The sequence below is a fragment of the Pseudoalteromonas sp. S1727 genome, assembly GCF_005886375.1.
Lineage (GTDB): Bacteria > Pseudomonadota > Gammaproteobacteria > Enterobacterales > Alteromonadaceae > Pseudoalteromonas > Pseudoalteromonas haloplanktis.
Genome location: NZ_PNDT01000075.1, coordinates 1 through 23,233, shown reverse-complemented (window position 1 = coordinate 23,233; position 23,233 = coordinate 1). Strand labels below are relative to the sequence as shown.

Here is a 23,233-nt window from a genome sequence, read left to right as displayed (position 1 = left end):
GCTACTTCACGCAGTAACTCAAATGTGAAAATTAGTACGCTTATTTGCTTTATTTTGGTTACAATAGCCATTACTAATTTGAAATGATTTTATTGAGTTTTTAAATGCACTTTCCTGATGATGACAATGGCCAACTTTTAGCTGAAATCGCAGCTGCAGGTATAAATTTAGCCCAAATGCACACTATTGACTTCTATATTTTGTTCGAGCAAAAAGTAGATGCCGAAAAATTTTCCGCAGCTATAGTAGAAGATGAGCTGGCACCCACCACTGAATTAGTACAATGCAAAGATACTGGTATTTGGGAAGTCGTTACTCAGGTACAAATGGTGCCCGATCACACCCTGCTAGGCCAAACTGAACAATATTTAGAGAGCATTGCCAATGGCTATAATGGCTACGGTGATGGCTGGGGATTAATGGAAAGCGACGACGCTTAATAGCTAACAGCTAAAATCAGTTAAGTTTAACGACTTAACTGATTTGCCTTTCTAAAATTCCCTTGGTAATCAAATAATTTATCTGCAACTTTCCAACCGTATTTTTTACTCTTTCTAGCAATAACAAAGTCCGGTGCGACCAAGTGTAATTGCGCTGCAATCACTTGCTGTGCTGATTTATACTCGACTGGTGTTTGCCCTTGGGCTGTACGCTTAGCAAATTGCTTATTAAACGCATAACGCGCCGCAGGTTTAGCAAAGTCATAGACTTCATCACAACTAGCGCCATCTTCGTCATAATACGTAATTTTGATTATCTGCTCATTACTTGCAAGACTATTCACACTTAAACCACTACAACGCAATACTAAGGCATCTTTTAAGTTAAGCGCAGCGCGCAGTTTATCATCGGGATCGGCCATCACTTCATGACAGGTTTGGCACTGACGAGCAGCAATATCATTTTCAGCACCACAGGCTTCACATTCTTTAAAACGAAACCGATAATCACACTGCTCTTTTAAGCCATCATCATCTTCGAGCAAGCCTTTGCAACGACGGCCAAAATGTTCAGTAACTTTACCTTGACTATCTGTTTTTCCCCAGAAAATATTGGCAAAACCACAGCCAGGGCACTGAACTTGGACAGGTACGTTATCACTGTCACCCTTTTTACTCCCTACCTCTGGATAAAACAGATCAAAGCCATTTCCCGCATAATCAATGACTAAGCAATCGGTTTTTCCTTCACTTAAACGCAAGCCACGACCAACGATTTGTTGATATAAGCTCACTGACTCCGTTGGGCGTAAAATAGCGATAAAGTCTACATGAGGTGCATCAAAACCGGTTGTCAACACCGATACATTAACAAGGTATTTTAGCTTCCGCTGTTTGAACGCCATAATGATCTGATCGCGTTCCGCATTTGGTGTATCACCGGTGATCAAAGCCGCTTGTTGAGCGGGTAAATATCCATAAACTTCATTTGCATGTAGCACAGTCGCTGCAAAAATCATGATCCCCTGGCGTTGCTCACTGTACTCAATAACTTGCTGCATAATGGCTTTAGTAGCCCGACTATTTTTTGCTAGTAACTGATTCATGTCATCACCGGTGTAACGCCCAAATGAATCACTTTGTAAAGCAGAAAAGTCATAGTGGCTGATCGCCGCATCCACTTCCCGCGGTGGGGTCAGGTAGTGGTGTTTAATCATATAACGCAGAGGTAGTTCAAAAATGCACTCTTGAAATGGGCTGCTTTTGTCACCTCGAACAAAGCCATGATAATGACGATGGTACACCCAACCGATCCCCATTCGATAAGGCGTCGCTGTTAAACCCAGTATCTTTAACTGCGGGTTATGGGCTTTTAATGCCAAAATCACTTTCTCATATTGGCTATCTTTGTCCCCACTGACACGATGACACTCATCAATGATCACTAACGAATAGTGTGCATTTAGTTGCTCAATATTGCGCGACAAAGATTGAATACTCGCAAACGTTACCTGCTGCATTAACGATTTTTGTTTTAAACCTGCCGAAAAAATACTCGCTTCAAGACCAAAACTGCAATATTTCTCAGCATTTTGTTCCACAAGCTCTTTCACATGCGCAAGAACTAAAATCTTTTGTTTGGCAATACGTGCTAATTCAGCAATAACTAGACTCTTACCTGCACCGGTAGGTAATACTATTAGAGCGGGCTCTGAGGTTGTTCGAAAATAAGCAACGGTGCGATCAACCGCTTCTTGTTGATAAGGGCGTAATACATACGTCATGATGGCAACTTAGAGGAGCAAACGAAATGGAGAGTAACTCTCTCCAAAGTAAGGGGCGCTCACGGCCCCTCAGCGATTAAGCCAGGTGTTTAGTCAAATCAACACCTTGGAATGCTTTAGGACGTTTACCACGGCCCGTCCATTCAACCGTTTCACCTTCAAATTCAATACGGTACTTTGGCATTACTTTTGTGCGCTTATCATTTACACCCTCTTGAAGATCTTCAAGAGTTAAACCTTTCGCTTTTAACAGGTCCAGTACTTCCTGCTTCGCTTGCTGCTGCTGCGTATATTTTGCGATAGCGTCCGCTAATAAAGCTTGTGCTTTTTCTAAGTCAGCAAGACTCGCTGATTTGATAAACGCCTTAATTTCTTTCATTTTCTACTCACTAAATTGTAAAGAGTTAAAATTAGATATAATTCTACTAGATTATAAGCCTATTTTTTAAAAGAGGCCAAGTCGATTAATCAATTTAATGGTTTAATTTATTCTTTTCAAGTTAAGGGATGTTAATATACTTGTTTACTAATTAAAGTAACCGCGTTTATTCATAATCATAAAATAATTTAACTAGGTAATAAAATGTAGCTATTAATTATTTTTACTACTACATTGCCATTATTAGCGCTTTAAACTGTTTAGCTAAACTAACTTCGTTGATGTTTTTCGTAAGACTGAGCTGATAAGATTGCTCATCAGTTGCCCAGCCTAAACTCGTATACACGTTATCAACTTCGTCTTTTAATACATAAAGGATGGCTGGGTAACTATTTACATAATAATTCACCGCATCTGCATCCATATATACTCCACCATTATGAGAGAAGTCTCTCACTTGTATAATAACGGTGCCAAACATATCACTTTTGACTATTTGAGTTAATTGGTCCCAGCCACTGCCTGTAATAAAATTTCCACCAACCATGCTACTGATAACAGTAAATTCGTGTTGTTTCAAAATACTTTCTAAGCCGACTGAGTCGCCGGAAAATTGCTGCGACAAGTTAGTTTGATCCGCAATTGATTGTGCAGCCATAATTTCAGGTTTTAAATTACGCAGAAATAGTTCATGGCCATATTTGTGCTCAGCAATTACTTTTTCAATATCTTTTATCTGAGATGTGTCCACTAACGTATAACCATTCGCTTTAGTCTCTAAAGCAAATCGTAAATAGTCTGTATTTTCAGCTGCATTACTTTTATCACTCTCGTGCAATGCAATGGGTGTTTTGGTAAAAGAAAACAGCCGCACGCCCTGCTGTTGCGTTGCATGCTCTTCAAGAAAAGGATTTGCATTAAAATCAGGCTCATTCGCTAACGTGACAATCGAGAATAGCGCTGTTATAACACCACTAAATACAATGATAAATTTTTTCATAATAGCCTCTTTATCCATAAAGAAAACAATAAGGGGTTGATTAACTAACACTCAGTATAGTTGATTAGATACACTACTTGTACCTATATAATAAATTAATTATTTAATTTACATCACGGTGTGCAGTTATAAACAGCTTAAGGTTTAATCATAACCTTATAGATACAAAAAAGCCCTGACACGTTCATTCAGGGCTGCAACTATTTAAAGAATATCGGCTTAAATGCTAGGTACTAATTTAATTGCACCCTGCTCTACTTTCATATCTAAAGGCAGCTTGCTTAATAACGCAACCTTAGGATCATTCATATTTAATTTATAAACTGGATTAACAGCTAAAAACCCGTTAATTACTTTCATTGCTTCATCATCAAGTACCGCTAAGTTGCCCTTAAACCCACCAGCGTCTATTGTTGAATCAAGCAGTTTTACATTACGTAAAAATACCGCTTTCTTTTCACTATCATAAAAAGGCGCCCCTTCTATCTGCAATTTTAAGCGTACAGGGTATTTAAGCGCGAAGGCATTTACAACAGCACTTGAATCAGCACCAAGTACCACCACATCTCGGTTATCAGGACCAACATTCACACTTAAATCATTCACATCAAATTGCACAGGTAATCCCATCAAGCTCACTTTTTCACTGAGCTTAGGTAATTGTTGATTCAATACTGTCTCAATTTCACTGCTAGTAAATGAATAGACAGAAACACCATTAGTGGTATTACATGCAGCCAATAATAAACAGCCAATCAATAAAATATACTTCATTATTTTTCCTTTACCGTATGCAAAATATTCACGTCAAACCCTAAATAAAAGCCGCACAATGGCGGCTTTATCATTTAATTTATTAGGGTCTAGTTTTAAGCACCAAAAATGACTTTTAAGCGTGCTAGTGTGTCACTCTCAACTGAACCTTGGCTGAGTGCCAACAGTTGTTTTAAGTAATAATGTAAGTCAGCTTGTTCACCGCGATGTTTATCATCAAGCATAGCAACTTGCTCTGCCATACGTGAAACCCCTTCAGGGCTGCTAACATTAGCCAAAATTTCCATTCGTACTAATAGTTGTGCAGCGCTTAGCTGCGTATCAGCACTCGTTTGCCATTGTGCAGGAACTGCTTGTTGGTCTTGCAGTGCAGTAAATAAAGCGGCGAAATCAGCTTGTGCAGCTTGCTCTGTAACAGCCGCAAGTTTATCGTCAATATTGGCTAATAACTTTTCAATGCGATTATTTAATTCTTTGTTCGTTTCAAGTACAACTACTTTAGTACGTAAATCCAGCAATTGCGCTTTTTGATTTACGACAGGTAATGCATCTTCCAGTTCAACGAGTTGAGCGATTATAATGGCATTGTCGGCAGCTTGTTGCTCTTTATGCTGGGCAAACTCTTCACTGCGTTTAGCAAAGGTGACATCGTTAAATTGGCGGAATTTTTGCCATAATGCATTTTCAGCTTTCACACCAGCAAAACCAATACGTTGCCATTGCTGTTGTAATTCTTTTAACTGCTGACATGCACTCGCTAAGTCATCACTTTGCGCTAGCTGTTGCGCTTGCTCTACTAACGAATTTTTTGCTGCCGCATTGCCTTTGTGAAAAGTATTTAGAGTATTAAATACGTGTTGCTGCTGCGCCTTATATTGCGTTTGTAATGCGCGGTATACTTTCGGCTCAACGTTGCCTGCATTACGCCAAGCTTTATTGATCCGATTGTACTGGCTTTCGAACTCTTTCCAATCAAAAGCATCAATTGTGGTATCACTTTCATTCAATAACGTCATTTGCTCAATAATAGCTTCACGCTCAAGTTTGGTTGCTTCGCGTTGCTGTTCAAGCTCGGCAAAATAGTCGCGACAAGGGGCAAATAATAGCTCGATTTTGTCATCAAACTCTTTTCCTTGTGCTTGCTCTTGTTCAGTATCTAAACGACCAAGCTCATTCCAACGACGGCGTAATGTTTTCACTTCAGTTGCGCGTAATTTCGCATCCGTGCAAGGTTGCTCAAGTAAGACTGTGATCTCAGCCAACAATTCCTCACGTTTCGGTGCAGAGGCATATTTTTGCCAATCACGGGCATTATCTAATTGCTGCTCAAGATCTGTTTTAATCTTTTCAAGGCTTTGCTGACTGTTTGGAGTTAGGGTGTCATACAACTCAATAAAGCCTTTAAACACACCAAATGCAACGTTAAAACGACCTTGTTCAATTAAGCGTTTTACATCACGCCCTTTACGAGCAGCAAGTTGTTGGTTTTTAGTTAGCTTATCACTGATAGGCGCTACGGCTGTATTCCAACGTTCTTTCTGCTGTGTAAGCTGGCCTTTAAAAGGCCCCTGCAAAGTCTTTGGCAATTGTGCCAATGGTGCTTTAGCAGCTTTATACGCTTGATTAAAATGGCGTTCAGCATCATCGTAACTTGCTTGCTCAATGCCATCGGTACTGATATTACTCAGTTCGGTTAATGCAGCTTTGAATGCACTGATCGCTTCGCTAAGCTCTGGCAATTTAGCGACTTGCTTAAATAAACTCGTTAGTCGCGTGATTATTTGCTGTTGTTGGGCATTATCTGGTAATTCACTTTGCGCCAAGCTGTCTTGTGCCTGCGCCACTTTTGCATCTAACCAATCTTGCTGTATTTGCTCGGGCGTTTCTAAACCAAGTTGCAGTGCATTTTCAATTTCATCACTGAGCGCTTCTAAATTTGCCAGTGCTAGCAGCTGACGTTGTTGCAGGGCTAAACGTTGCTGTTGCTGATCATGTTCAGCTTGTAATTGACTCACTAGTTCATTTAACTTATCAGTCAAGACTGTGTATTTAGTGGCAACGGTGTCACGTTGCTCTGGGCTTAACCAACTCAGTTCCAGCCCTTGCCATTGATCCATTAATTCAGCGTATTGTTGAGTCACTACAATAAAGTCTTGCTTTTCACGCAGTGCATTAAGCTTTGCTAAAATAACACGGGTGTCATTTTGCACTTGTAATGGCATTTCAATGGCTAGACGCTCGTTTTCAATATGTGTTTCAAGTGTTGCTTTGGCGTCACCCTGTGCATGCTTAACTAAGCTTTTCACCAGTTGATGCGTTATTACTTGCTCCACAAGATGCACTTGCATCTCTGCTGAACCTTCTTTAAATGCCTTTTCAACTAGCTTTGGATTGGCTAAGCGTTTTAACAACTTTGCCCTTACTTGCAGTTCTTTCTCTGCAAACGCCAATTTTTCAAGGGTTTTTACTGGCGCAAACCGTTCAATATATTCATTTTTAATTTGGCTCGACAATTTACTTTCATCACTCAGAACGGCATTTGATATATGTTGTTCTGCCAGTTCTTTTAAGCTTTGATCTTGCTTATATGCTTGCCACCACAGTACTAAGTCATTAACTTTAGTCAGTGCTTTTTTACGGATTTCTGCTGAGCTGTCTTCAAGTGCTAATGCATTTAAAATAGTCGCATCTCGCTCTACATCAAGCTTTTCAATGGCCTCTAAACGTACTTGTTGCTTGGGATGTTTCCACTTTGGGGTAAAAAGGTGTTTAAAGATCATGTTCACTAAACCTTGCTATTTCGTTGTCTGCGGTGAATTCTTTTTGCAATTGTGCTTTGGTTTTTTGCACCATTTCACCATTAGAACCAATGGTAAATTGCTCATTTGTTTGCGCAACTTTAGCTTGGTAAAGCATCACTAATTGCACGGTCTGCTGTTTTTGCTCGTCACTGAGTACAGTGCCATCAGGCCATTTTCCTGTTGCCGCACCATACTGTAAGCGTTCGAATAATTCTGGGGTAATTGTTTTTACAAGATTGTCGATGTTCATGTCATTTTTTCTTTTTCAGCATCACTAAAATAACGCGATTTATTAAATACCAAATACAGCCAATACCAATGGCTGCGGCGCATGCGTACCAGGTTGGCGTTTCGGGTTCTGGGTGCAAAAAGTATAAGCTAAAGAAGCCACCTAAAAATATGATCAACGCAAAAAAAGAGTGATTCATAAACATTTGCTGTTTTTGAATACGCTTTTCGCGCGCTAGCTGTTGACGTTGCTCGTCATCAAGCTGGGCTACATTATTATCACAGTGTGGGCACTGTTTATGTTTATCTGATATTGACTTATTACAACTAGGACAACTAACAATCGCCATATCTTTCTCCATACTTCGCATAAAAATCTACGCATAAAAAAGGCGCCTTGCGGCGCCCTTTATTGTACGTGTTTTATTTGTCGTTGTCTTTTTTCAATTGCACCCAATCGGTGTGAATTAAAAAACGGCTTTAATTACCTAACTTAGTCTTTAGACTCTGTCGCTTTAGCTTGTTCAGCAAGGCGCTTTTCCCAGAAAGTCGCGTTTTTGATGCCTAGCTTAATAGGGTCAAAGGTAATTGGCCCCCCACTTTTCTTTTGATCTTCATAGTCACGTAAACATAATAGTGCGGGTCTTGCGACAAAAAATATTGCTAAGATCCCGACAATATTGATCCACGCCATTAAGCCGACACCAATGTCACCAATATTCCAAATGTAACCAGAGCTGTTCACCATACCATATGAAACCATAAACATAATTACTAGCTTGACAATAACCAGTGGAATACTGCCTTTAAAATAACAATTTAAATAAGCAACGTTAGTTTCTGCAATGTAGTAGTAAGCCAAAATTGTCGTAAACGCGAAGAAAAATAATGCGATGCCAACAAACGCTTCCCCAAAACCACCAAACACGCTAAATAAGGCCATTTGGGTAAAAGCAGCTGAGCCAACCTCTGTCGCAGCATCGACATTTTGAACAATAAATTGCCCTGCAGGTAATTCACCCACCACGTTGTATTGCTGCGTGATTAAAATCATTAGCGCAGTTGCTGTACAAACAAAAAGTGTATCAACGTACACAGAAAAAGCTTGCACTAAACCTTGTTGAGCTGGGTGGTCAACCTCTGCCGCAGCGGCAGCATGGGGGCCTGTACCTTGGCCTGCTTCGTTAGAATAAATCCCGCGTTTTACACCCCAACCAATCGCAGCACCAAAGCCTGCCTGGGCAGTGAATGCATCAGAGATAATTAATGAAAAGATCCCCGGTACTTTATCGATATTTAAAAATACCACGATCAACGCCAGTATGATGTAGCCTAATGCCATAAATGGCACCACAACTTGAGTAAAGTTGGCTATACGTTTAATCCCGCCAAAAATAATGAACGCTAGCACAATTAAGATAATAGCCAATGCAACCAGTTTAAAACTGCCGACATCACCGAAGCTAGTTGTCACCATAGTGCCACTACCAAATACTTGCGTAAACGCATTGCCGACAGCATTTGCTTGTACGCCTGGTAAGAACACCCCACACGCAATAATTGCTGCCACAGCAAATAAAACCGCTAGCCACTTTTGTTCTAAACAGCGGTCGAAATAATAAGCCGGGCCACCACGGTACTGACCATCTTCTTCAGTTTTATATATTTGTCCTAGTGTTGATTCTGCATACGCGGTGCTGGCACCTAAAAAAGCCACGATCCACATCCAAAAAATAGCGCCTGGGCCACCAAAGCCAATGGCCGCAGCCACCCCAGCAATATTACCAACCCCTACTCGCCCTGATAATGATACTGCCAGCGCCTGAAAAGACGAAATACCCGTATCTGAAGTATTCGGGCTAAACAGCAACTTACACATTTCTTTGAAATGCCTAACTTGCGCAAAGCGGGTTAAAATAGAATAGAATAGGCCTGCGCCTAAACATAAGTAAATAAGTGCATTACTCCAAACAACGCCATTAACAGCGCTTACAAAAGCTTCCATGGATATCCTCTTTTATTTTTTATTATTGTTTAACGATACTCTGCTATCTGAGTCAGAATCCGCAACCTTGTCCTGTTGATACGATCAATCTTAGCCTAAACATGGCAAAATTATTATCAATTTTATGTTTGCTTTGGCAAATGATAAGGGCATCACTATGATGCCCTTTTTATATTAGCGTAACTTATCAACCACGTTGACAATGGCAGCCAACGTATCTTGACCAAACTGATATGAGCGACGATCTGACCAACCGTAGTCAGGATCAGGTAAATCATCGTTATCTTTAAACGGCATTTCTACAGTATAAGCAAGCGCCTTAAACTCTTCTGCAACAGCAGACGAGCCAACAGTTAGGTTTGCTTTACCTGGTTCATCTTTGGGATAACCATGCACATCTTGAAACTCAGGAGTCACTACGTGTAACGCTGCTTTAAAACTGTCTTCTAATTCTTTTAAGCGCGCATCGTAACTGGGTATACCTTCACTGCCTGCAACAAAGTTATATGGAATAGCTTCATCACCATGAATATCCAAATGCATATCAACACCCGTTTCACGCATCTTATTTAGTACTAAATACACTTCAGGGCTATTTTCCATGCTTGGTGTTTGCCATTCACGGTTTAAATTCACACCTTTGGCGTTAGTACGTAAGTGCCCACGCACACTACCATCAGGATTCATGTTAGGCACAATGTAGAAAACTGCTTTTGATAACAAGGCCGCAGCATGCGGATCTTCATCATCTAATAATTTATGCAATACGCCTTCAACGAACCATTCAGCCATTGTCTCACCTGGATGCTGGCGCGCAGTGATCCAAATTGTCTTTTTATTCTCGTCGCTTTCACCACCAATGCGCAGCACGCTCATATCACGGCCATCAAGCGTTTCACCTAAGGTTTCTAACTGACACGCTTCTTGGCTTTGCGCCCAAGTAATTAAATCTAAATGACGCTCGTAACTGTATGGTGCAAAGTAAGCAAAATACACCGTGCCACATTCTGGTTCTATTTCAAATGACAACGTGCCATCAGCATAGTTTGAAGGAACTCGAAACCATGTTTGGCGATCATACGATGCAACCGCTTGATAACCATCCCAACCATCTGGGTAAGCTGAGTTTTCAAGGTTATTGATATGCAGTTTATGATTTTGAAAAGGTGTCGTTTCTAGACGAAAATGAAACCACTGAAAAAAATCAGATAAATGATCTTTATTGATTTCTAGTTGAATATTAAGTGGATCGGTTGCGGCAATGACTTTGATATTGCCACTGTCAAAATTACTGGTGATTTTCATTTTATTAAACCTATCTATGAAAAGTTAATCGCTCACCTTTCGCTTGTTAGTGAGAAATTAAGGAACGTACCAATGTAATGGACGCATTGTTATTAAAATGTAGCAAACTAGACACAGCCTACCACATGGCTTTGGTTTTGAAAAAACATTCACGACTAAAAAAGCCAGCAAATGCTGGCTTTTTGTAAAGATTTTAAGCTATGACCTATTAACGCGGTAAGCTTGGGAATGAGACCTCAGCCATATCACGCATACAGCGCACAACCTGACAGCTGTAACCAAACTCATTATCATACCAAACGTAAAGTACGACACGATTACCGTCAACAATGGTCGCTTGTGAATCAACCACACCCGCATAACGACTTCCCACTAAATCGGTTGATACGATTTCAGTAGAGGCTGTGTAATCAATCTGATCACGTAACTCAGAATGCAGAGCAGCATGGCGTAAGAATGAGTTTAATTCTTCAACCGTAGTGCCTGTAGCAAGGTTAAGATTTAAAATAGCTAAAGATACATTTGGTGTAGGAACACGGATTGCGTTCCCCGTTAATTTACCTTCAAGCTCTGGCAATGCTTTTGAAACAGCTTTTGCTGCGCCAGTTTCAGTAATAACCATATTAAGCGCTGCAGCACGACCACGACGATCTGCTTTATGATAGTTATCAATTAAGTTTTGATCATTGGTGTACGAGTGTACTGTTTCTACGTGACCGTTGTTAATACCAAACTTATCATTCAATGCTTTTAATGTTGGCGTAATTGCATTTGTTGTACAACTTGCAGCACAAACAATTTTATCTTCAGGCAGAATATCGTGGTTATTAACACCGTATACGATGTTTTTGATATTACCTTTTGCCGGTGCCGTTAATAAGACCTTCGCTGCGCCTTTTGATTTTAGGTGTAAACCAAGCCCTGCTTCATCTTTCCAGATACCGGTATTATCAACAATAAGTGCGTTTTCGATACCATACGAGGTGTAATCAATCTCATCTGGTGAATTAGCATAGATAACTTGAATGTAGCTACCGTTTGCTTTAATTGCATTGCGCTCTTTATCAATGGTGATTGACCCATTGAATGGACCATGAATTGAGTCGCGACGTAATAAGCTCGCACGCTTTTCAAGATCGCCATCTTTACCACCACGTACAACAATCGCACGTAAACGTAAATCAGCATAAGGACCTGACTTTTCAATTAACAAACGTGCTAATAAACGACCAATACGGCCAAAGCCGTAGAGCACAACATCACGTGGCTCTTTTGCTTGTGAGTTGATAATTTCAGCTAATTCGTCGTTTAAATACGCTTCAATAGAACGACCATTTGCCGCATCGTTAAATAAATAACCGTAAGCAAGTTTACCGATATCAATACGTGCAGAGTTTAAATCCATTTTGCTGATAGCTTCTAAAAACGGGAAGCTTTCGCGTAAACGTAATTTAGTGCCTTCAAATTGTGCCACTGTTTTATGAGACTTGATGATGTCAATAGTACTAGCATTAACGAGAGGACGGCCATATACAGCGATTTCAATACCGCGATTACGATACAGCTTACCGATGATAGGTTGCATGCTTTCAGCGTAATCTTGGCGTTCTTGCCAACTATTTGTGTATTCTAACTCGTGAGATGAGGTCATGTTTTTTACCTAATTAAACAATTTTTGAACGGATAGCCTTAAGACATATTGTGTTTTGAGAGCAATACGCCTCAGTGGGCAGCGCTATTCTAATTTAAACTAACTTTATTCTCCACTGTTACAGAGCAATTCATTAAGCTAGAATAATAAAGAAATTATTAAGGTGGGGTTAAGGAATGTTACTTAGGGTAAGTGTTTTACTAAGTTTATTAGCGTTAACTGGGTGCGAACAACCGTTAACACTTACTAAAGTGTGTGAGGATACACCGGGGTTATGTAATGATTTAAATACAGACAGTCACTGTAAAGCGCTCCGCGCTGAGGTGATCATGGCCCGCTATCATGAATATAAACAACCAACAGATGATAACAAGTACCTATTATTGAAAGGGTTTGAAAAATACGATCAGTGTGTCTCGCTAGCAGCAAAAATTGAGCATATCAAATTAAAAGCAAAGACCACATCTCGTGTAGAAGCACACTTAACCAGCATCAAAGAAATGACACGGCTTTATCAAGATACCAAAAATACTGATCATCCTGGCTTATTATATTATCACTGGTCACGCAATAATAATCAGTCAGCACTTACTAAGTTGCTTGCGCTTGAAAACGATCCCAGTGTGACACAAAGTGCTGAAATGCAGTTTTTCTTAGCCAGTTACTTTATTAAATTTGATGAAGAAAAGACTATTGATTTACTTTATAAAACTTTAGAGTTAAATAAAGCAAACGAAACTCCCAACCCTGAAATTTACACCACTTTGGTCAGTTTATTTTATAAACATGAAAAATATAAACACGCCTATACTTTTGCCAAGGTTGCACAGCTTTCTGGAATAACCAATGTCGAAATATTTCCGATTGAACAACAATTAACTGCGGCAGGAAAAAGTCTGAATAGTTTAGATACATTGGCACAGCAAACTTATGACAGCATCCAATCCGGTCAGTTTGTCTCACCACGCGAATTTTAGGCTCAATATTTAATACTGATAAATTTGCGCAATAGCAAAGAAAAAGGCAGCTTACGCTGCCTTTTTTAATTTATTTGCTCGTGCCGACTTCAACACGAGTTTTCAGCTTTTGACCCGGTCGAAAAGTCACAACACGTCGCGCCGAAATAGGGATATCTTCCCCTGTTTTCGGGTTACGGCCAGGCCTTTCTTTCTTGTCACGAAGATCAAAGTTACCAAATCCAGAGAGCTTAACCTGCTCGCCTTTTTCAAGCGCTGAGCGGATTTCTTCAAAAAACGCTTCAACTAAATCTTTGGCATCCTTTTTATTGATCCCCAATTTTTCAAATAGGTGTTCAGCTATGTCGGCTTTAGTAAGCGCCATATCTAGTCCCTCAACGATGCATTAAACTGTTCGGCCAGTGCGGCCACCACGTTATCAACTACTAGATTGATATCTTTCTCTTCGAGTGTTCTATCAACCGCCTGCAGTGTTAGAGCAATCGCCAAACTCTTGTAATTTGGCTCAATACCTTTGCCCTTATACACATCGAATAAGTTTAGGTCAACCAATTGATTTCCGCCAACTTTTTCTATCACTGATAAAATGTCGCCAGATTTAACCTGATTTTCCACTAAAATCGCGATGTCGCGGCGGTTTGAAGGGAACTTCGAAACTCCAACAGCCTCTGGTAAATTTCTTTTTTCAATGGCAGACATTTCAATTTCAAACACATAAGTCGCATTATTGATATCTAACGATTTTTGTACTTGAGGATGAATAGCACCAAAAAAACCAACTTTTTTACCATCAACATAAATCACTGCAGATTGACCCGGATGTAGGCCATCTGATTGTTCTGCTTTGATCTCAAAACGTGTTATATCATTGGTTAATGAAAGTAATGCTTCAACATCACCTTTTAAGTCATAAAAATCAACGACACGTTTTTCTTCAATCCAGTGCTCACCATGGGCAAGACCGGTGATCGCACCACCAATAACCGCCACTTGATTAACGCCATTTTCAGCATTCTCATCACGTAAAAATTTAAGGCCATGCTCAAATAAACGAATACGTGGTTGCTGACGGTTTTGGTTATACATTACTGACGCAAGTAAACCCGGCATTAAACTCACTCGCATTGCCGACATTTCAATCGAAATAGGATGTGGTAAAACGAGCGCATCGCTATTTGGGTGCAAAATAGTTTGTGCTTTAGGATCAACAAAGCTGTATGTGATTGCTTCTTGGTAACCACGAGTCACTAAGGTATTACGGAATTTATTCACCGCAATTGTCGCTTCATTGTGCGTAGTCATTTTTAATTTAGCAGTTGGTGCTACATTTGGAATGCTATTGTAACCATATACACGAGCAACTTCTTCGATTAAGTCCTCTTCAATACGGATATCAAAACGGTAGCTTGGTACATCCGCGCTCCACACACCATCAACAATTTTAACATCAAGGCCTAAGCGGGTTAAAATGTCTGTTACTTTCGCATCATCAATATGATGGCCAATAACGCGGTCTAAACGTGCACGACGCAGGCGCACTTCGGTGACCTTAGGTAACTTATCAGCTGCAACAGCTTCAACCACAGGACCTGCTTGACCGCCTACGATTTCAAGTAGTAAGGCTGTTGCACGCTCCATTGCATCATGTTGTAGTGCAAAATCAACACCTCGCTCATAACGATGCGATGCATCAGTATGTAAGCCGTAGCTGCGAGCTTGACCTGCAATTGCTACCGGATTGAAAAACGCGCTTTCTAATAAAATATCAGTCGTTTGCTCTGTAACGCCTGATTGCTCACCACCAAAAATACCTGCAATAGCAAGCGCTTTGTTATGATCGGCAATCACTAATGTCGATTCATTTAACTTTGCTGTGTTGCCATCAAGTAATACCAGCTCTTCCCCAGCGTTGGCGCTACGCACTTTGATACCACCTTCAATAGCATTTAAATCAAACGCGTGCATTGGATGACCAAGTTCAAGTAACACATAATTAGTTACATCGACGACAGGATCAATTGCGCGCACACCACTACGACGCAGTTTTTCAACCATCCACAGTGGCGTTTGCGCGTCTAGGTTAATGCCTTTGATCACACGCCCTAAGTAACGTGGACACGCATCTTCATTGACCAATTCAATCGATACTTTATCGTCAATTGTCGGTGTCACCGCAGGAATATCCAGTGCTTTAACATCAATGCTGTTAAGTACACCTACTTCACGGGCAATCCCTTTAATACCAAGGCAGTCGCCACGGTTAGGGGTTAAATCAACATCAATGATGTTGTCATCAAGGCTTAAATACTCACGTAAGTCGGTGCCCACAGGTGCATCACTTGGTAACTCCATGATGCCGTCGCCTTCTTCGCTAATACCTAGCTCTACAAACGCACACAGCATACCGTGAGACGGTTGGCCGCGTAATTTGGCTTTTTTAATCTTAAAATCGCCAGGTAACACAGCGCCAACAGTTGCTACAGCAACTTTAATGCCTTGACGGCAGTTTGGTGCACCGCACACAATATCGAGTAGCTCATCGCCACCGACATTAATTTTTGTTACGCGCAATTTATCTGCATCTGGGTGTTGGCCGCATTCAACCACTTCACCGACAACCACGCCTGAAAACTTTGCAGCAGCTGACTCTATACCATCTACTTCTAGGCCAGCCATCGATAACTGTTCCGAAAGAGCCTGCGTGTCAATTGCAGGATTAACCCACTCTCTTAACCACTTTTCACTAAATTTCATGTTATTTCTTCACTCTTAACGGAACTGATTAAGGAATTTTAAATCGTTTTCGAAAAACGCTCGTAAGTCGTTCACACCATATCGCAACATGGTTAAACGCTCGACACCCATACCAAAAGCAAAGCCGGTGTATTTTTCAGGATCGATACCTACAGATTTAAGTACATTCGGGTGCACCATTCCGCAACCTAATACTTCTAACCATTTGCCGTCTTTGCCCATTACGTCCACTTCAGCTGAAGGCTCTGTAAATGGGAAAAATGAAGGACGGAAACGAATTTCCATGTCTTCTTCAAAAAAGTTACGTAAGAAATCATGCAAAATACCTTTTAGCTCTGTGAAGCTAACATCTGTATCAACCATTAAGCCCTCCACCTGATGGAACATTGGTGTATGAGTTTGGTCATAATCGTTGCGATATACACGCCCAGGCGAAATAATACGCAGCGGCGGTTGTTCGGTTTCCATGGTACGAATTTGCACGCCACTGGTTTGCGTACGTAAAACCAATTTTGGATTAAAATAAAAGGTATCGTGATCAGCGCGAGCTGGGTGATGCTCAGGAATATTTAACGCATCAAAGTTATGAAAGTCATCTTCTACTTCAGGGCCTGATTTAACAGCAAAACCTAATTCACCAAAAAAGCTTTCAATACGTTCAATTGTACGTGTTACTGGGTGTAAACCACCTGTTGGCATAACACGCCCTGGTAAGGTTACATCGATTGTTTCAGCAGCGAGCTTTTCTTCAAGGGCTTTGCTAGCCAGTAACTCACGTTTTTCATTAATTGCAACTTGCACGTCTTGCTTGGCTTGGTTGATCACTTGACCCGCTTCTTTGCGTTCTTCAGGGGCAATTTTACCAAGGGTTTTTAATAGGTTAGTGATTTCGCCTTTTTTACCAAGGTAGTTAACCCTGATATCTTCAAGCTGCGCGATTTCACTGGCACTGGCGACCGCCTCAAGTGCTTGCGCTAATATATTTTCTAAGTTCATTCGATACCTGATCTTTCACAGAGGTGATTGCATTTAGTAATAGCTAATGATAACTGAAAGCACAGGCTAGATTCTAGACCTTATACCAATCTTCTTGAATTCTTTCCCATTCTGATTAAACAAAATGGGAACATCCGCAGATTTAACTAGAGTTTGAGGGTGGATTTTATGAACGGGATGGTGAGTTTACGTTGTGCGGCCATTGATGCATGATCGAGTTTATCAAGCACATCGAGCAGTGCTCGCATATCACGACTTAAGCGGGTTAATAAAAACCGCGCACATTCATCACTAAGTTCTAAACCTCGCATATTGGCACGTTTCACTAAAGCTTCGGCTTTATCATCATCACTCATTGAGCGAATTTGAAATGTGGTGCCCCACTTTAGCCTTGATTCAAGATCTGGCAGACTAATGTTAAGCATGTCAGGGAGCAAATCAGCGGTCACTACTAGGCACTTACCCGGTTCATTAAAACGATTAAAAAAGTTAAACAGTGCTTTTTCCCAAGCATCGTTGCCAGCGACTAAGTGCACATCATCAATACACAACACATCGAGGGTATCTAAACCATCAAGCACCATAGGACCAAAATCAATCACTTCTCGCATGGATAACAACATAGTCGATAAGCCATGCTCTTGGGCATGAATACAGGTTGCATACAGTAAATGTGATTTACCCGAATCCCCCAAGCCACACAAGTAAGTATACTGAAATGTGGTCGACAAACTTGCAAACGCATTTTTTAAATGGCTTACTTCCAGTGAGTTTTCGCCGCCAAAGTAAGAGGCAAAGGTTTCATCATCTGGTAATGTTACCGGTAATGCCATTTGCACCGGTTCCATTGCCTGCATTAGAGACCAACCCACTGATATTCTAGATCGTTTTTCGCTGCTACAGGGTAAAATGCACGCGGGTCCACAAAGGGTTTAAAGGCACGGTCAAGTTCTAATGCTTTTTGCAAATCATTCATACTTCCAGTGTGATTTAGAGCAAAACTAACCACCTCAGGTGTATGCGAGATAATAGTCACTTGTGTCACTACACTTAGACTTTGTAACTGACGTTTTGCCAATTCAATATCAACAAAGTTGTTGGTGCCTTTTAATTTAAATACCGCTTGAGCCTGCTGCGATGTGGAGTTTGGATCAACCGCGTACTCAGTTGCCAACCCTGCGGCTAAACTGTCAATCATTAAAGCGATTGCTTGTTGTTTATCCCCAGAGACTCTATTTGCTTCAAATAAGTCGTCGTTTGTAAATCGCCAATCAAGTAGCCATACTTCGCTGTCTGCTTGTTTGTACAATCGTGCGGTAATGCTGCGTTCAGCACTGTAACGACTTGACGCCTGCTCTACCGGCTCAGAGAAGTTCCCCCACACTTCTGGTATACCTACCAGCGCACGGTCTTGTAAATCAAGTAACGGTACCACAACAGGCACGCCACGACGGGCCGCGGTACTATAAATTAATTGCTCTAGTTGTGGGTAGCTTTCTTGTGTCACAAGCTCACGGCGCCAATTGTCTTCAATGGCAAGCCAAATAGCCACAAGTGGACGACGCGTCCCCCATAACGGCAGGCCGAGTTCTTTGACAAGGGCGTTGATCTTATTCGCCTCAAATTTAACCACCAAATTCAGTTGACCATCTGCTTTTTCGTCGTACTCAAATTTGAGCATGTAATCTGAAATATCTTTGCTGCGTTGCTGAGCGGCAGGATTTTTATCCGCGTTGGGATCACCGCTGACCTTGACCAGTACATTGAGTAACGCTTCACGGCTGGCATTCAATCGAGCATCACGAGATTTGTCAGATACTTTTAAAACATCTTGATATAGATCAGTCACTTCAACCGCTGTCGCAGTGAAGCTTAGGAAAATGGCGGCAATAACTATAAGTAATCTAGACACAGGGCATTAGTTCTTGGTTTTAAACTGATTTGATCCTAATTCAAAGCTACCAACAAAGCAAAAATATATTAGTAAAAAAACCACTTACGAATAAGTGGTTTTTAACAAGCTGAAATAAGTAAAATTAAAAATTCCAGTTCAAGCCAACATAAAAGTTACGCCCGGTCGTGTAGTTATTACCTGCAACCTTTTCTTTACGCTGCGTGTAATAAGCTTCTTGTCCTTGAGGAATACCACCTTCTGGCACTTCAATTTGTTTACGAATGAAATAATATTCTTGTGCTTCATCCAGCAAATTTGTTACTGAGAAAGTTGACATAATATTCTCAGTAATTTGATAAGTCAGTTTCATATCAATTGACTGCCTATCATCAACCACAAGGTCTGATTGCGAGTCAGGGCCAACAAAATACTGTGAGCGATAATTATAAGAAAGGCGCGCGGAAAACGATTCATTTTCAAAATACACTTGTGCATTACCTGTGTGTTTTGAGTTACCTTCAGAGCGAACGTTTTCAGTGTAAGGTGTATCAGTTTCAAAACCAGTTACAATAACATCGCCATTATCATCGGTTTCAGTGATTGGTGTATAATCTTGCGAAGTAAATTCTTCATCAGGCACATTGATAAAAGTGTAATTACCTTGTACTCCAAAACCATTACCAAAATCATGCTGTAGCTGCACTTCGTAACCATTAACTTGCTGCTCACCAACATTATAGTTAGAGGTAATTGCGTACTCACCTTCAGCCAGCTGACCATCATTAGTGTATAAACCTGCTCCCGTTAAATCACGGATGGAGGTTTGGCTACGGATGATATTTTTTAAGTCTTTATAAAAAGCCGTAATACCAACTAGCGACGAATCAGTAAAGTACCACTCTAAACCAAGTTCAAATTGATTTGCTTGATATGATGCTAAATCAGGGTTACCCACAACACCTACGCGCTGTGCATCCTCTTCGTTAACCGCACCTTGATCATCATAAGTACCACTAATATCGTAACCATCTCGTAATTGTGCCAAGCTTGGGTGATCAATCACTTTAGAGGCCGCTGTGCGTATAACTAACTCGTCGGTCAAATTGTAGCTTAGGTTCATACTTGGCAATACGTCTTGCGTATCTGATTGAGTAGATACAGGCTGCCAAATAGTATTACCAAGTTCATCGACCCCCACACTTTGATAGTTAAGTGATGAACGCTCAGTATCTACAAAACGAACGCCGATGTTACCACGCCATTTTCCACCACCAATATTTGCCATAATATAGGCTTCGTTGATATCACTGCCTTGATCGTAAAATTGCGCCTGCTCTTCTTGGAAGCCGGTACGACAACCACGATAACCAGACCCATCCGCAGCTAATGCTGCTTCACAGTTATCTAAATTATCAACAACTAGATGATCATTTTGCCAAATATCATCACGCACATTTTTATCCACATCAAAAAATGCTTGCGGGAAAGTACCTACGCCGTCACGGACACCTGAAATAGTCCCACTGGCAAGCTCTCCTGCAATAATTCGCTCTCCTTCGCCACGCTTAGAATTAGCAAGATAACGTGAGTTTTGTGAGGACTTTTTACGAATTTTAAAGCCTGATTCGATAGATGTGATATAGAATTCATTATCTAAAGACCAAGTAATATCACCTTGAAAATAGTTTTCATTATTTTCTCTAAATTGCTCACGTTTAAAAAAGCCATTGAGGTACATTTCAGAGGTTGGGTTTGCAAGCCAGTTTTCGGCTCCCCCTGTTACCCCCCAGCCCGGCGTATTTGAGTCAGCATCATAATCATAATATACCCCCACATCGCTGAGACCGGTATCCACGCCTTCTTGAAAATTTAAGTTAAACTCAGTACCAAAATCAGACACGTAAGACTCTGAAGTAGAACGGCCAACTTGAAATTTAACAAACACATCATCAAACTGATAATCAACGGTAAAGTTTAATTGATCATTACTGGCATCGCTGCCATCTCGATCCTGAAACTCCATCGCAAGTAAGTTATTGATAGGATCGCCATAGCGAACCCCCTGCGAATTAACAGCGGTAATATCATTTACATTACCTTGCGCATGCAATAGCAAATCTTGAATACGGTCAACATCGTAGCCTGGAGCCGAGTTAGCTTCACCCGTAGAATAAGCCCAACGTGCTAAATAATAGTTGCGCATAAGCATCGCGTGCGATTCGTTGTCATTATCGTTGTAGTTATAGGTATAATCTAAATTAAAGTTTAGCTCATCCGTTGGTTGATATTGAAAAGCAAGCGTACCATTTAAACGTTTTTTCTCACGAAAGAAGCGAGCGGAATTAGGTATCCCCCAATAAGCGCCTGGCTTTTCATAAGTATCACTGCTGGTGTTATAGACGTTGTTATCATCAAGCGAGTTATTTATTTGGTTCGGTTTATCATTACGATAATAGCCATACCAACCACCAATCGCTTCATTACCATCGCGCTGGGTATTAACTTCTTGGTAACTGAGGTTGAGTGATGTACCAAATGAGCCTTCTTCATTTATCCAATTGTAAAGGCCGCTCATCTGTGGTGACGTTTTATCATACGCATCGTTATAGTTCGCTTCAGCTTTAAGGTAACCAGAATGATTTTCACGCTCTAATGGCTTTTTCGTATGTAAAATTACGGTTCCGCCAATACCACCAGCTGGTAGATTGGCTTGCGGTGATTTAAATACTTCAATCTTAGATATTTGATCAGCAGACATCGATGAAAAATCGAATGAGGCGCTTTCTTCCCTTAATGGAAGTGAAGCTGCTGATTCAAGAGACTGACCGTTTAACAGTGTATTAGTAAATTGTGGTGCAGTACCACGGATTGACACTTGTGAGCCTTCGCCAAATTCATTCGTAATTTGCACACCTGGTACACGCTGTAAGGCCTCTGCCATATTGCGGTCGGGATTTTTAGCAATATCTTCCGTGTTTATTGAGTCAACAATTGCGTCAGAAAAGCGTTTATTATTTAAATTATCACGTAATGAACCACGAATACCGGTGACTTGAATCACTTCTACATCGTTATCTATTTGCTTTTGCTGATCTTGTTCGGCGGTTGATGGCCTTGCTACTTGATCAAGTTCATTTGCAAATGTTGTAACAGAAAAAGCAGATCCTAATAATAAGGCGATTTGCGTCGCCACTATGGTTTTTTTTACCGTTTTTTGTTTCATCAAAACTCCAAAACATAGTTTATCTATCAAGACTGAAGAACATTTGAATGCTTCTTTTACTAAACTGATCAGCACACGTGGTGAATATAAAATCACCAAAAATAGATAAATAATGAATAAATGATTAAGGAAGCGTGAAGTTAACAGATCCTTTTATTACATTCAAATAATTTATTCCAATCAACAAAAACAATTAAATTAAAATATTTACATCTAAATAAAAACAATTATAACTAAAATTGAGCTTTAAAAAGTTCTAACTACTGGTTTATAAGCATTACAAAAACCATTACTATTGCGCGTTCTAAGCATATAAACAACGGATATCGACATGTTCGACTTAGCTGTATTGGCAGCATTTATACCAACCTTCTTTTTTGTCTCTATTACTCCTGGGATGTGTATGACCTTAGCCATGACCTTAGGAATGAGTATTGGTGTACGCAAAACCATGTGGATGATGATCGGTGAGTTACTTGGTGTTGCCATTGTAGCGATTGCCGCCGTGGCAGGGGTTGCTAGTATGATGCTCAATTACCCAACTGTTTTTAATGGATTAAAATGGCTTGGGGCAGCGTACTTAGTCTATATTGGTATTGCAATGTGGCGTGCAAAAGCAACCATACAACTTAGCGAACAAAACCCTGTAAAAGTCAGCCGACAATCACTTTTTTCGCAAGGTTTTATCACCGCCATTGCCAATCCCAAAGGCTGGGCATTTATGATTTCCCTGTTGCCGCCATTTATTAATATTGATTATGCCATTGCACCACAACTGAGTATTTTAGTGGCTATTATTATGCTCAGTGAATTTACCTGTATGATGCTCTATGCCACTGGCGGAAAAAGCTTAAGGTTGTTTTTAAATCGAGGCGACAACATAAAGTGGATGAACCGAATTGCCGGCACTTTAATGATCGGCGTAGGTATTTGGCTAGCAGTTAGCTAATACCAATCGATTTAAATATTTAACCATTCTAGCGAGCTAAATAAAGCGCTAACTGCGTTATAAATGGACGGTC

At 40.6% G+C, this 23,233-nt stretch carries 19 protein-coding genes; 3 read left to right on the top strand and 16 right to left on the bottom strand.

All coding sequences use genetic code 11. From position 1 onward, the window contains the following. The first annotated feature begins 104 nt into the window (after positions 1-104). The gene (locus CWB85_RS15785) at positions 105-440 is read left to right on the top strand and encodes a ribonuclease E inhibitor RraB (RefSeq protein WP_016707751.1); all 336 of its coding nucleotides are present in this window, start codon (positions 105-107) and stop codon (positions 438-440) included. 26 nt (positions 441-466) lie between these two features. On the opposite strand, the gene radD is transcribed toward CWB85_RS15785, so the two are convergent. The 10 genes from radD to CWB85_RS15735 form a co-directional block, all read right to left on the bottom strand. Then, complete coding sequence (gene radD / locus CWB85_RS15780; RefSeq protein ID WP_138555406.1) at positions 467-2,224, bottom strand: DNA repair helicase RadD; 1,758 nt, start codon at positions 2,222-2,224, stop codon at positions 467-469. Between the two features lie 76 nt (positions 2,225-2,300). Then, positions 2,301-2,603, bottom strand: coding sequence for an H-NS family nucleoid-associated regulatory protein (locus CWB85_RS15775; RefSeq protein WP_016707753.1), 303 nt, complete (start codon positions 2,601-2,603; stop codon positions 2,301-2,303). A gap of 229 nt (positions 2,604-2,832) precedes the next feature. Then, positions 2,833-3,603: a hypothetical protein gene (locus tag CWB85_RS15770; protein WP_138555405.1), complete on the bottom strand. Its 771-nt coding sequence runs from the start codon at positions 3,601-3,603 to the stop codon at positions 2,833-2,835. A 219-nt stretch (positions 3,604-3,822) separates the two neighbouring features. Then, positions 3,823-4,377 (bottom strand): YceB family lipoprotein, encoded by a 555-nt coding sequence (locus tag CWB85_RS15765; protein WP_016707755.1) that lies wholly within the window; start codon positions 4,375-4,377, stop codon positions 3,823-3,825. Positions 4,378-4,472: 95 nt separating this feature from the next. Continuing rightward, positions 4,473-7,157, bottom strand: coding sequence for a DUF349 domain-containing protein (locus CWB85_RS15760; protein ID WP_138555404.1), 2,685 nt, complete (start codon positions 7,155-7,157; stop codon positions 4,473-4,475). Beyond that, a complete protein-coding gene (locus tag CWB85_RS15755) occupies positions 7,147-7,428 on the bottom strand; it encodes a YeaC family protein (protein WP_016707757.1) in 282 nt (93 codons plus the stop codon). Before CWB85_RS15755 ends, CWB85_RS15760 begins: the two co-directional genes overlap by 11 nt. 1 nt (position 7,429) lies before the next feature. Next, positions 7,430-7,756 (bottom strand): hypothetical protein, encoded by a 327-nt coding sequence (locus tag CWB85_RS15750; protein ID WP_016707758.1) that lies wholly within the window; start codon positions 7,754-7,756, stop codon positions 7,430-7,432. 143 nt (positions 7,757-7,899) lie between these two features. Continuing rightward, positions 7,900-9,411, bottom strand: a complete 1,512-nt coding sequence (locus CWB85_RS15745) for an alanine/glycine:cation symporter family protein (protein WP_138555403.1) — start codon at positions 9,409-9,411, stop codon at positions 7,900-7,902. 174 nt (positions 9,412-9,585) lie between these two features. Next, positions 9,586-10,716: a M14 family metallopeptidase gene (locus CWB85_RS15740; protein ID WP_016707760.1), complete on the bottom strand. Its 1,131-nt coding sequence runs from the start codon at positions 10,714-10,716 to the stop codon at positions 9,586-9,588. 208 nt (positions 10,717-10,924) lie between these two features. Beyond that, the gene (locus CWB85_RS15735; protein ID WP_016707761.1) at positions 10,925-12,367 is read right to left on the bottom strand and encodes a glyceraldehyde-3-phosphate dehydrogenase; all 1,443 of its coding nucleotides are present in this window, start codon (positions 12,365-12,367) and stop codon (positions 10,925-10,927) included. A gap of 176 nt (positions 12,368-12,543) precedes the next feature. Here CWB85_RS15735 and CWB85_RS15730 point away from each other — a divergent pair, with 176 nt between their 5' ends. Then, positions 12,544-13,344, top strand: a complete 801-nt coding sequence (locus tag CWB85_RS15730; RefSeq protein ID WP_138555402.1) for a DUF2989 domain-containing protein — start codon at positions 12,544-12,546, stop codon at positions 13,342-13,344. 70 nt (positions 13,345-13,414) lie between these two features. Here the strand turns inward: CWB85_RS15730 and ihfA are convergent, their stop codons facing one another. The 6 genes from ihfA to CWB85_RS15700 form a co-directional block, all read right to left on the bottom strand. Next, complete coding sequence (gene ihfA / locus CWB85_RS15725; protein ID WP_016707763.1) at positions 13,415-13,708, bottom strand: integration host factor subunit alpha; 294 nt, start codon at positions 13,706-13,708, stop codon at positions 13,415-13,417. Positions 13,709-13,710: 2 nt separating this feature from the next. After that, positions 13,711-16,098, bottom strand: a complete 2,388-nt coding sequence (gene pheT, locus CWB85_RS15720; RefSeq protein ID WP_016707764.1) for a phenylalanine--tRNA ligase subunit beta — start codon at positions 16,096-16,098, stop codon at positions 13,711-13,713. Positions 16,099-16,113: 15 nt separating this feature from the next. After that, entirely contained in the window at positions 16,114-17,094 is a 981-nt protein-coding gene (gene pheS / locus CWB85_RS15715; RefSeq protein WP_016707765.1) for a phenylalanine--tRNA ligase subunit alpha, read from the bottom strand. 146 nt (positions 17,095-17,240) lie between these two features. Beyond that, on the bottom strand, positions 17,241-17,951 hold the full coding sequence (gene hda / locus CWB85_RS15710; RefSeq protein ID WP_016707766.1) for a DnaA inactivator Hda: 711 nt from the start codon (positions 17,949-17,951) through the stop codon (positions 17,241-17,243). After that, positions 17,951-19,006: a DUF2066 domain-containing protein gene (locus CWB85_RS15705; RefSeq protein ID WP_138555401.1), complete on the bottom strand. Its 1,056-nt coding sequence runs from the start codon at positions 19,004-19,006 to the stop codon at positions 17,951-17,953. The genes hda and CWB85_RS15705 overlap by 1 nt, the downstream gene beginning before the upstream one ends. Positions 19,007-19,130: 124 nt before the next feature. Beyond that, positions 19,131-22,211, bottom strand: coding sequence for a TonB-dependent receptor (locus tag CWB85_RS15700; protein ID WP_138555400.1), 3,081 nt, complete (start codon positions 22,209-22,211; stop codon positions 19,131-19,133). Positions 22,212-22,542: 331 nt separating this feature from the next. Here CWB85_RS15700 and CWB85_RS15695 point away from each other — a divergent pair, with 331 nt between their 5' ends. Further along, positions 22,543-23,160 (top strand): LysE family translocator, encoded by a 618-nt coding sequence (locus tag CWB85_RS15695; RefSeq protein WP_138555399.1) that lies wholly within the window; start codon positions 22,543-22,545, stop codon positions 23,158-23,160. The last annotated feature ends 73 nt before the right edge of the window (positions 23,161-23,233 follow it).

Bases quoted from the DNA above. Each gene is read 5' to 3' on its own strand.
- CWB85_RS15785 (WP_016707751.1), top strand. From the start codon at position 105: ATGCACTTTCCTGATGATGACAATGGCCAACTTTTAGCTGAAATCGCA.
- radD (WP_138555406.1), bottom strand. From the start codon at position 2,224: ATGACGTATGTATTACGCCCTTATCAACAAGAAGCGGTTGATCGCACC.
- CWB85_RS15775 (WP_016707753.1), bottom strand. From the start codon at position 2,603: ATGAAAGAAATTAAGGCGTTTATCAAATCAGCGAGTCTTGCTGACTTA.
- CWB85_RS15770 (WP_138555405.1), bottom strand. From the start codon at position 3,603: ATGAAAAAATTTATCATTGTATTTAGTGGTGTTATAACAGCGCTATTC.
- CWB85_RS15765 (WP_016707755.1), bottom strand. From the start codon at position 4,377: ATGAAGTATATTTTATTGATTGGCTGTTTATTATTGGCTGCATGTAAT.
- CWB85_RS15760 (WP_138555404.1), bottom strand. From the start codon at position 7,157: ATGATCTTTAAACACCTTTTTACCCCAAAGTGGAAACATCCCAAGCAA.
- CWB85_RS15755 (WP_016707757.1), bottom strand. From the start codon at position 7,428: ATGAACATCGACAATCTTGTAAAAACAATTACCCCAGAATTATTCGAA.
- CWB85_RS15750 (WP_016707758.1), bottom strand. From the start codon at position 7,756: ATGGCGATTGTTAGTTGTCCTAGTTGTAATAAGTCAATATCAGATAAA.
- CWB85_RS15745 (WP_138555403.1), bottom strand. From the start codon at position 9,411: ATGGAAGCTTTTGTAAGCGCTGTTAATGGCGTTGTTTGGAGTAATGCA.
- CWB85_RS15740 (WP_016707760.1), bottom strand. From the start codon at position 10,716: ATGAAAATCACCAGTAATTTTGACAGTGGCAATATCAAAGTCATTGCC.
- CWB85_RS15735 (WP_016707761.1), bottom strand. From the start codon at position 12,367: ATGACCTCATCTCACGAGTTAGAATACACAAATAGTTGGCAAGAACGC.
- CWB85_RS15730 (WP_138555402.1), top strand. From the start codon at position 12,544: ATGTTACTTAGGGTAAGTGTTTTACTAAGTTTATTAGCGTTAACTGGG.
- ihfA (WP_016707763.1), bottom strand. From the start codon at position 13,708: ATGGCGCTTACTAAAGCCGACATAGCTGAACACCTATTTGAAAAATTG.
- pheT (WP_016707764.1), bottom strand. From the start codon at position 16,098: ATGAAATTTAGTGAAAAGTGGTTAAGAGAGTGGGTTAATCCTGCAATT.
- pheS (WP_016707765.1), bottom strand. From the start codon at position 17,094: ATGAACTTAGAAAATATATTAGCGCAAGCACTTGAGGCGGTCGCCAGT.
- hda (WP_016707766.1), bottom strand. From the start codon at position 17,951: ATGCAGGCAATGGAACCGGTGCAAATGGCATTACCGGTAACATTACCA.
- CWB85_RS15700 (WP_138555400.1), bottom strand. From the start codon at position 22,211: ATGAAACAAAAAACGGTAAAAAAAACCATAGTGGCGACGCAAATCGCC.
- CWB85_RS15695 (WP_138555399.1), top strand. From the start codon at position 22,543: ATGTTCGACTTAGCTGTATTGGCAGCATTTATACCAACCTTCTTTTTT.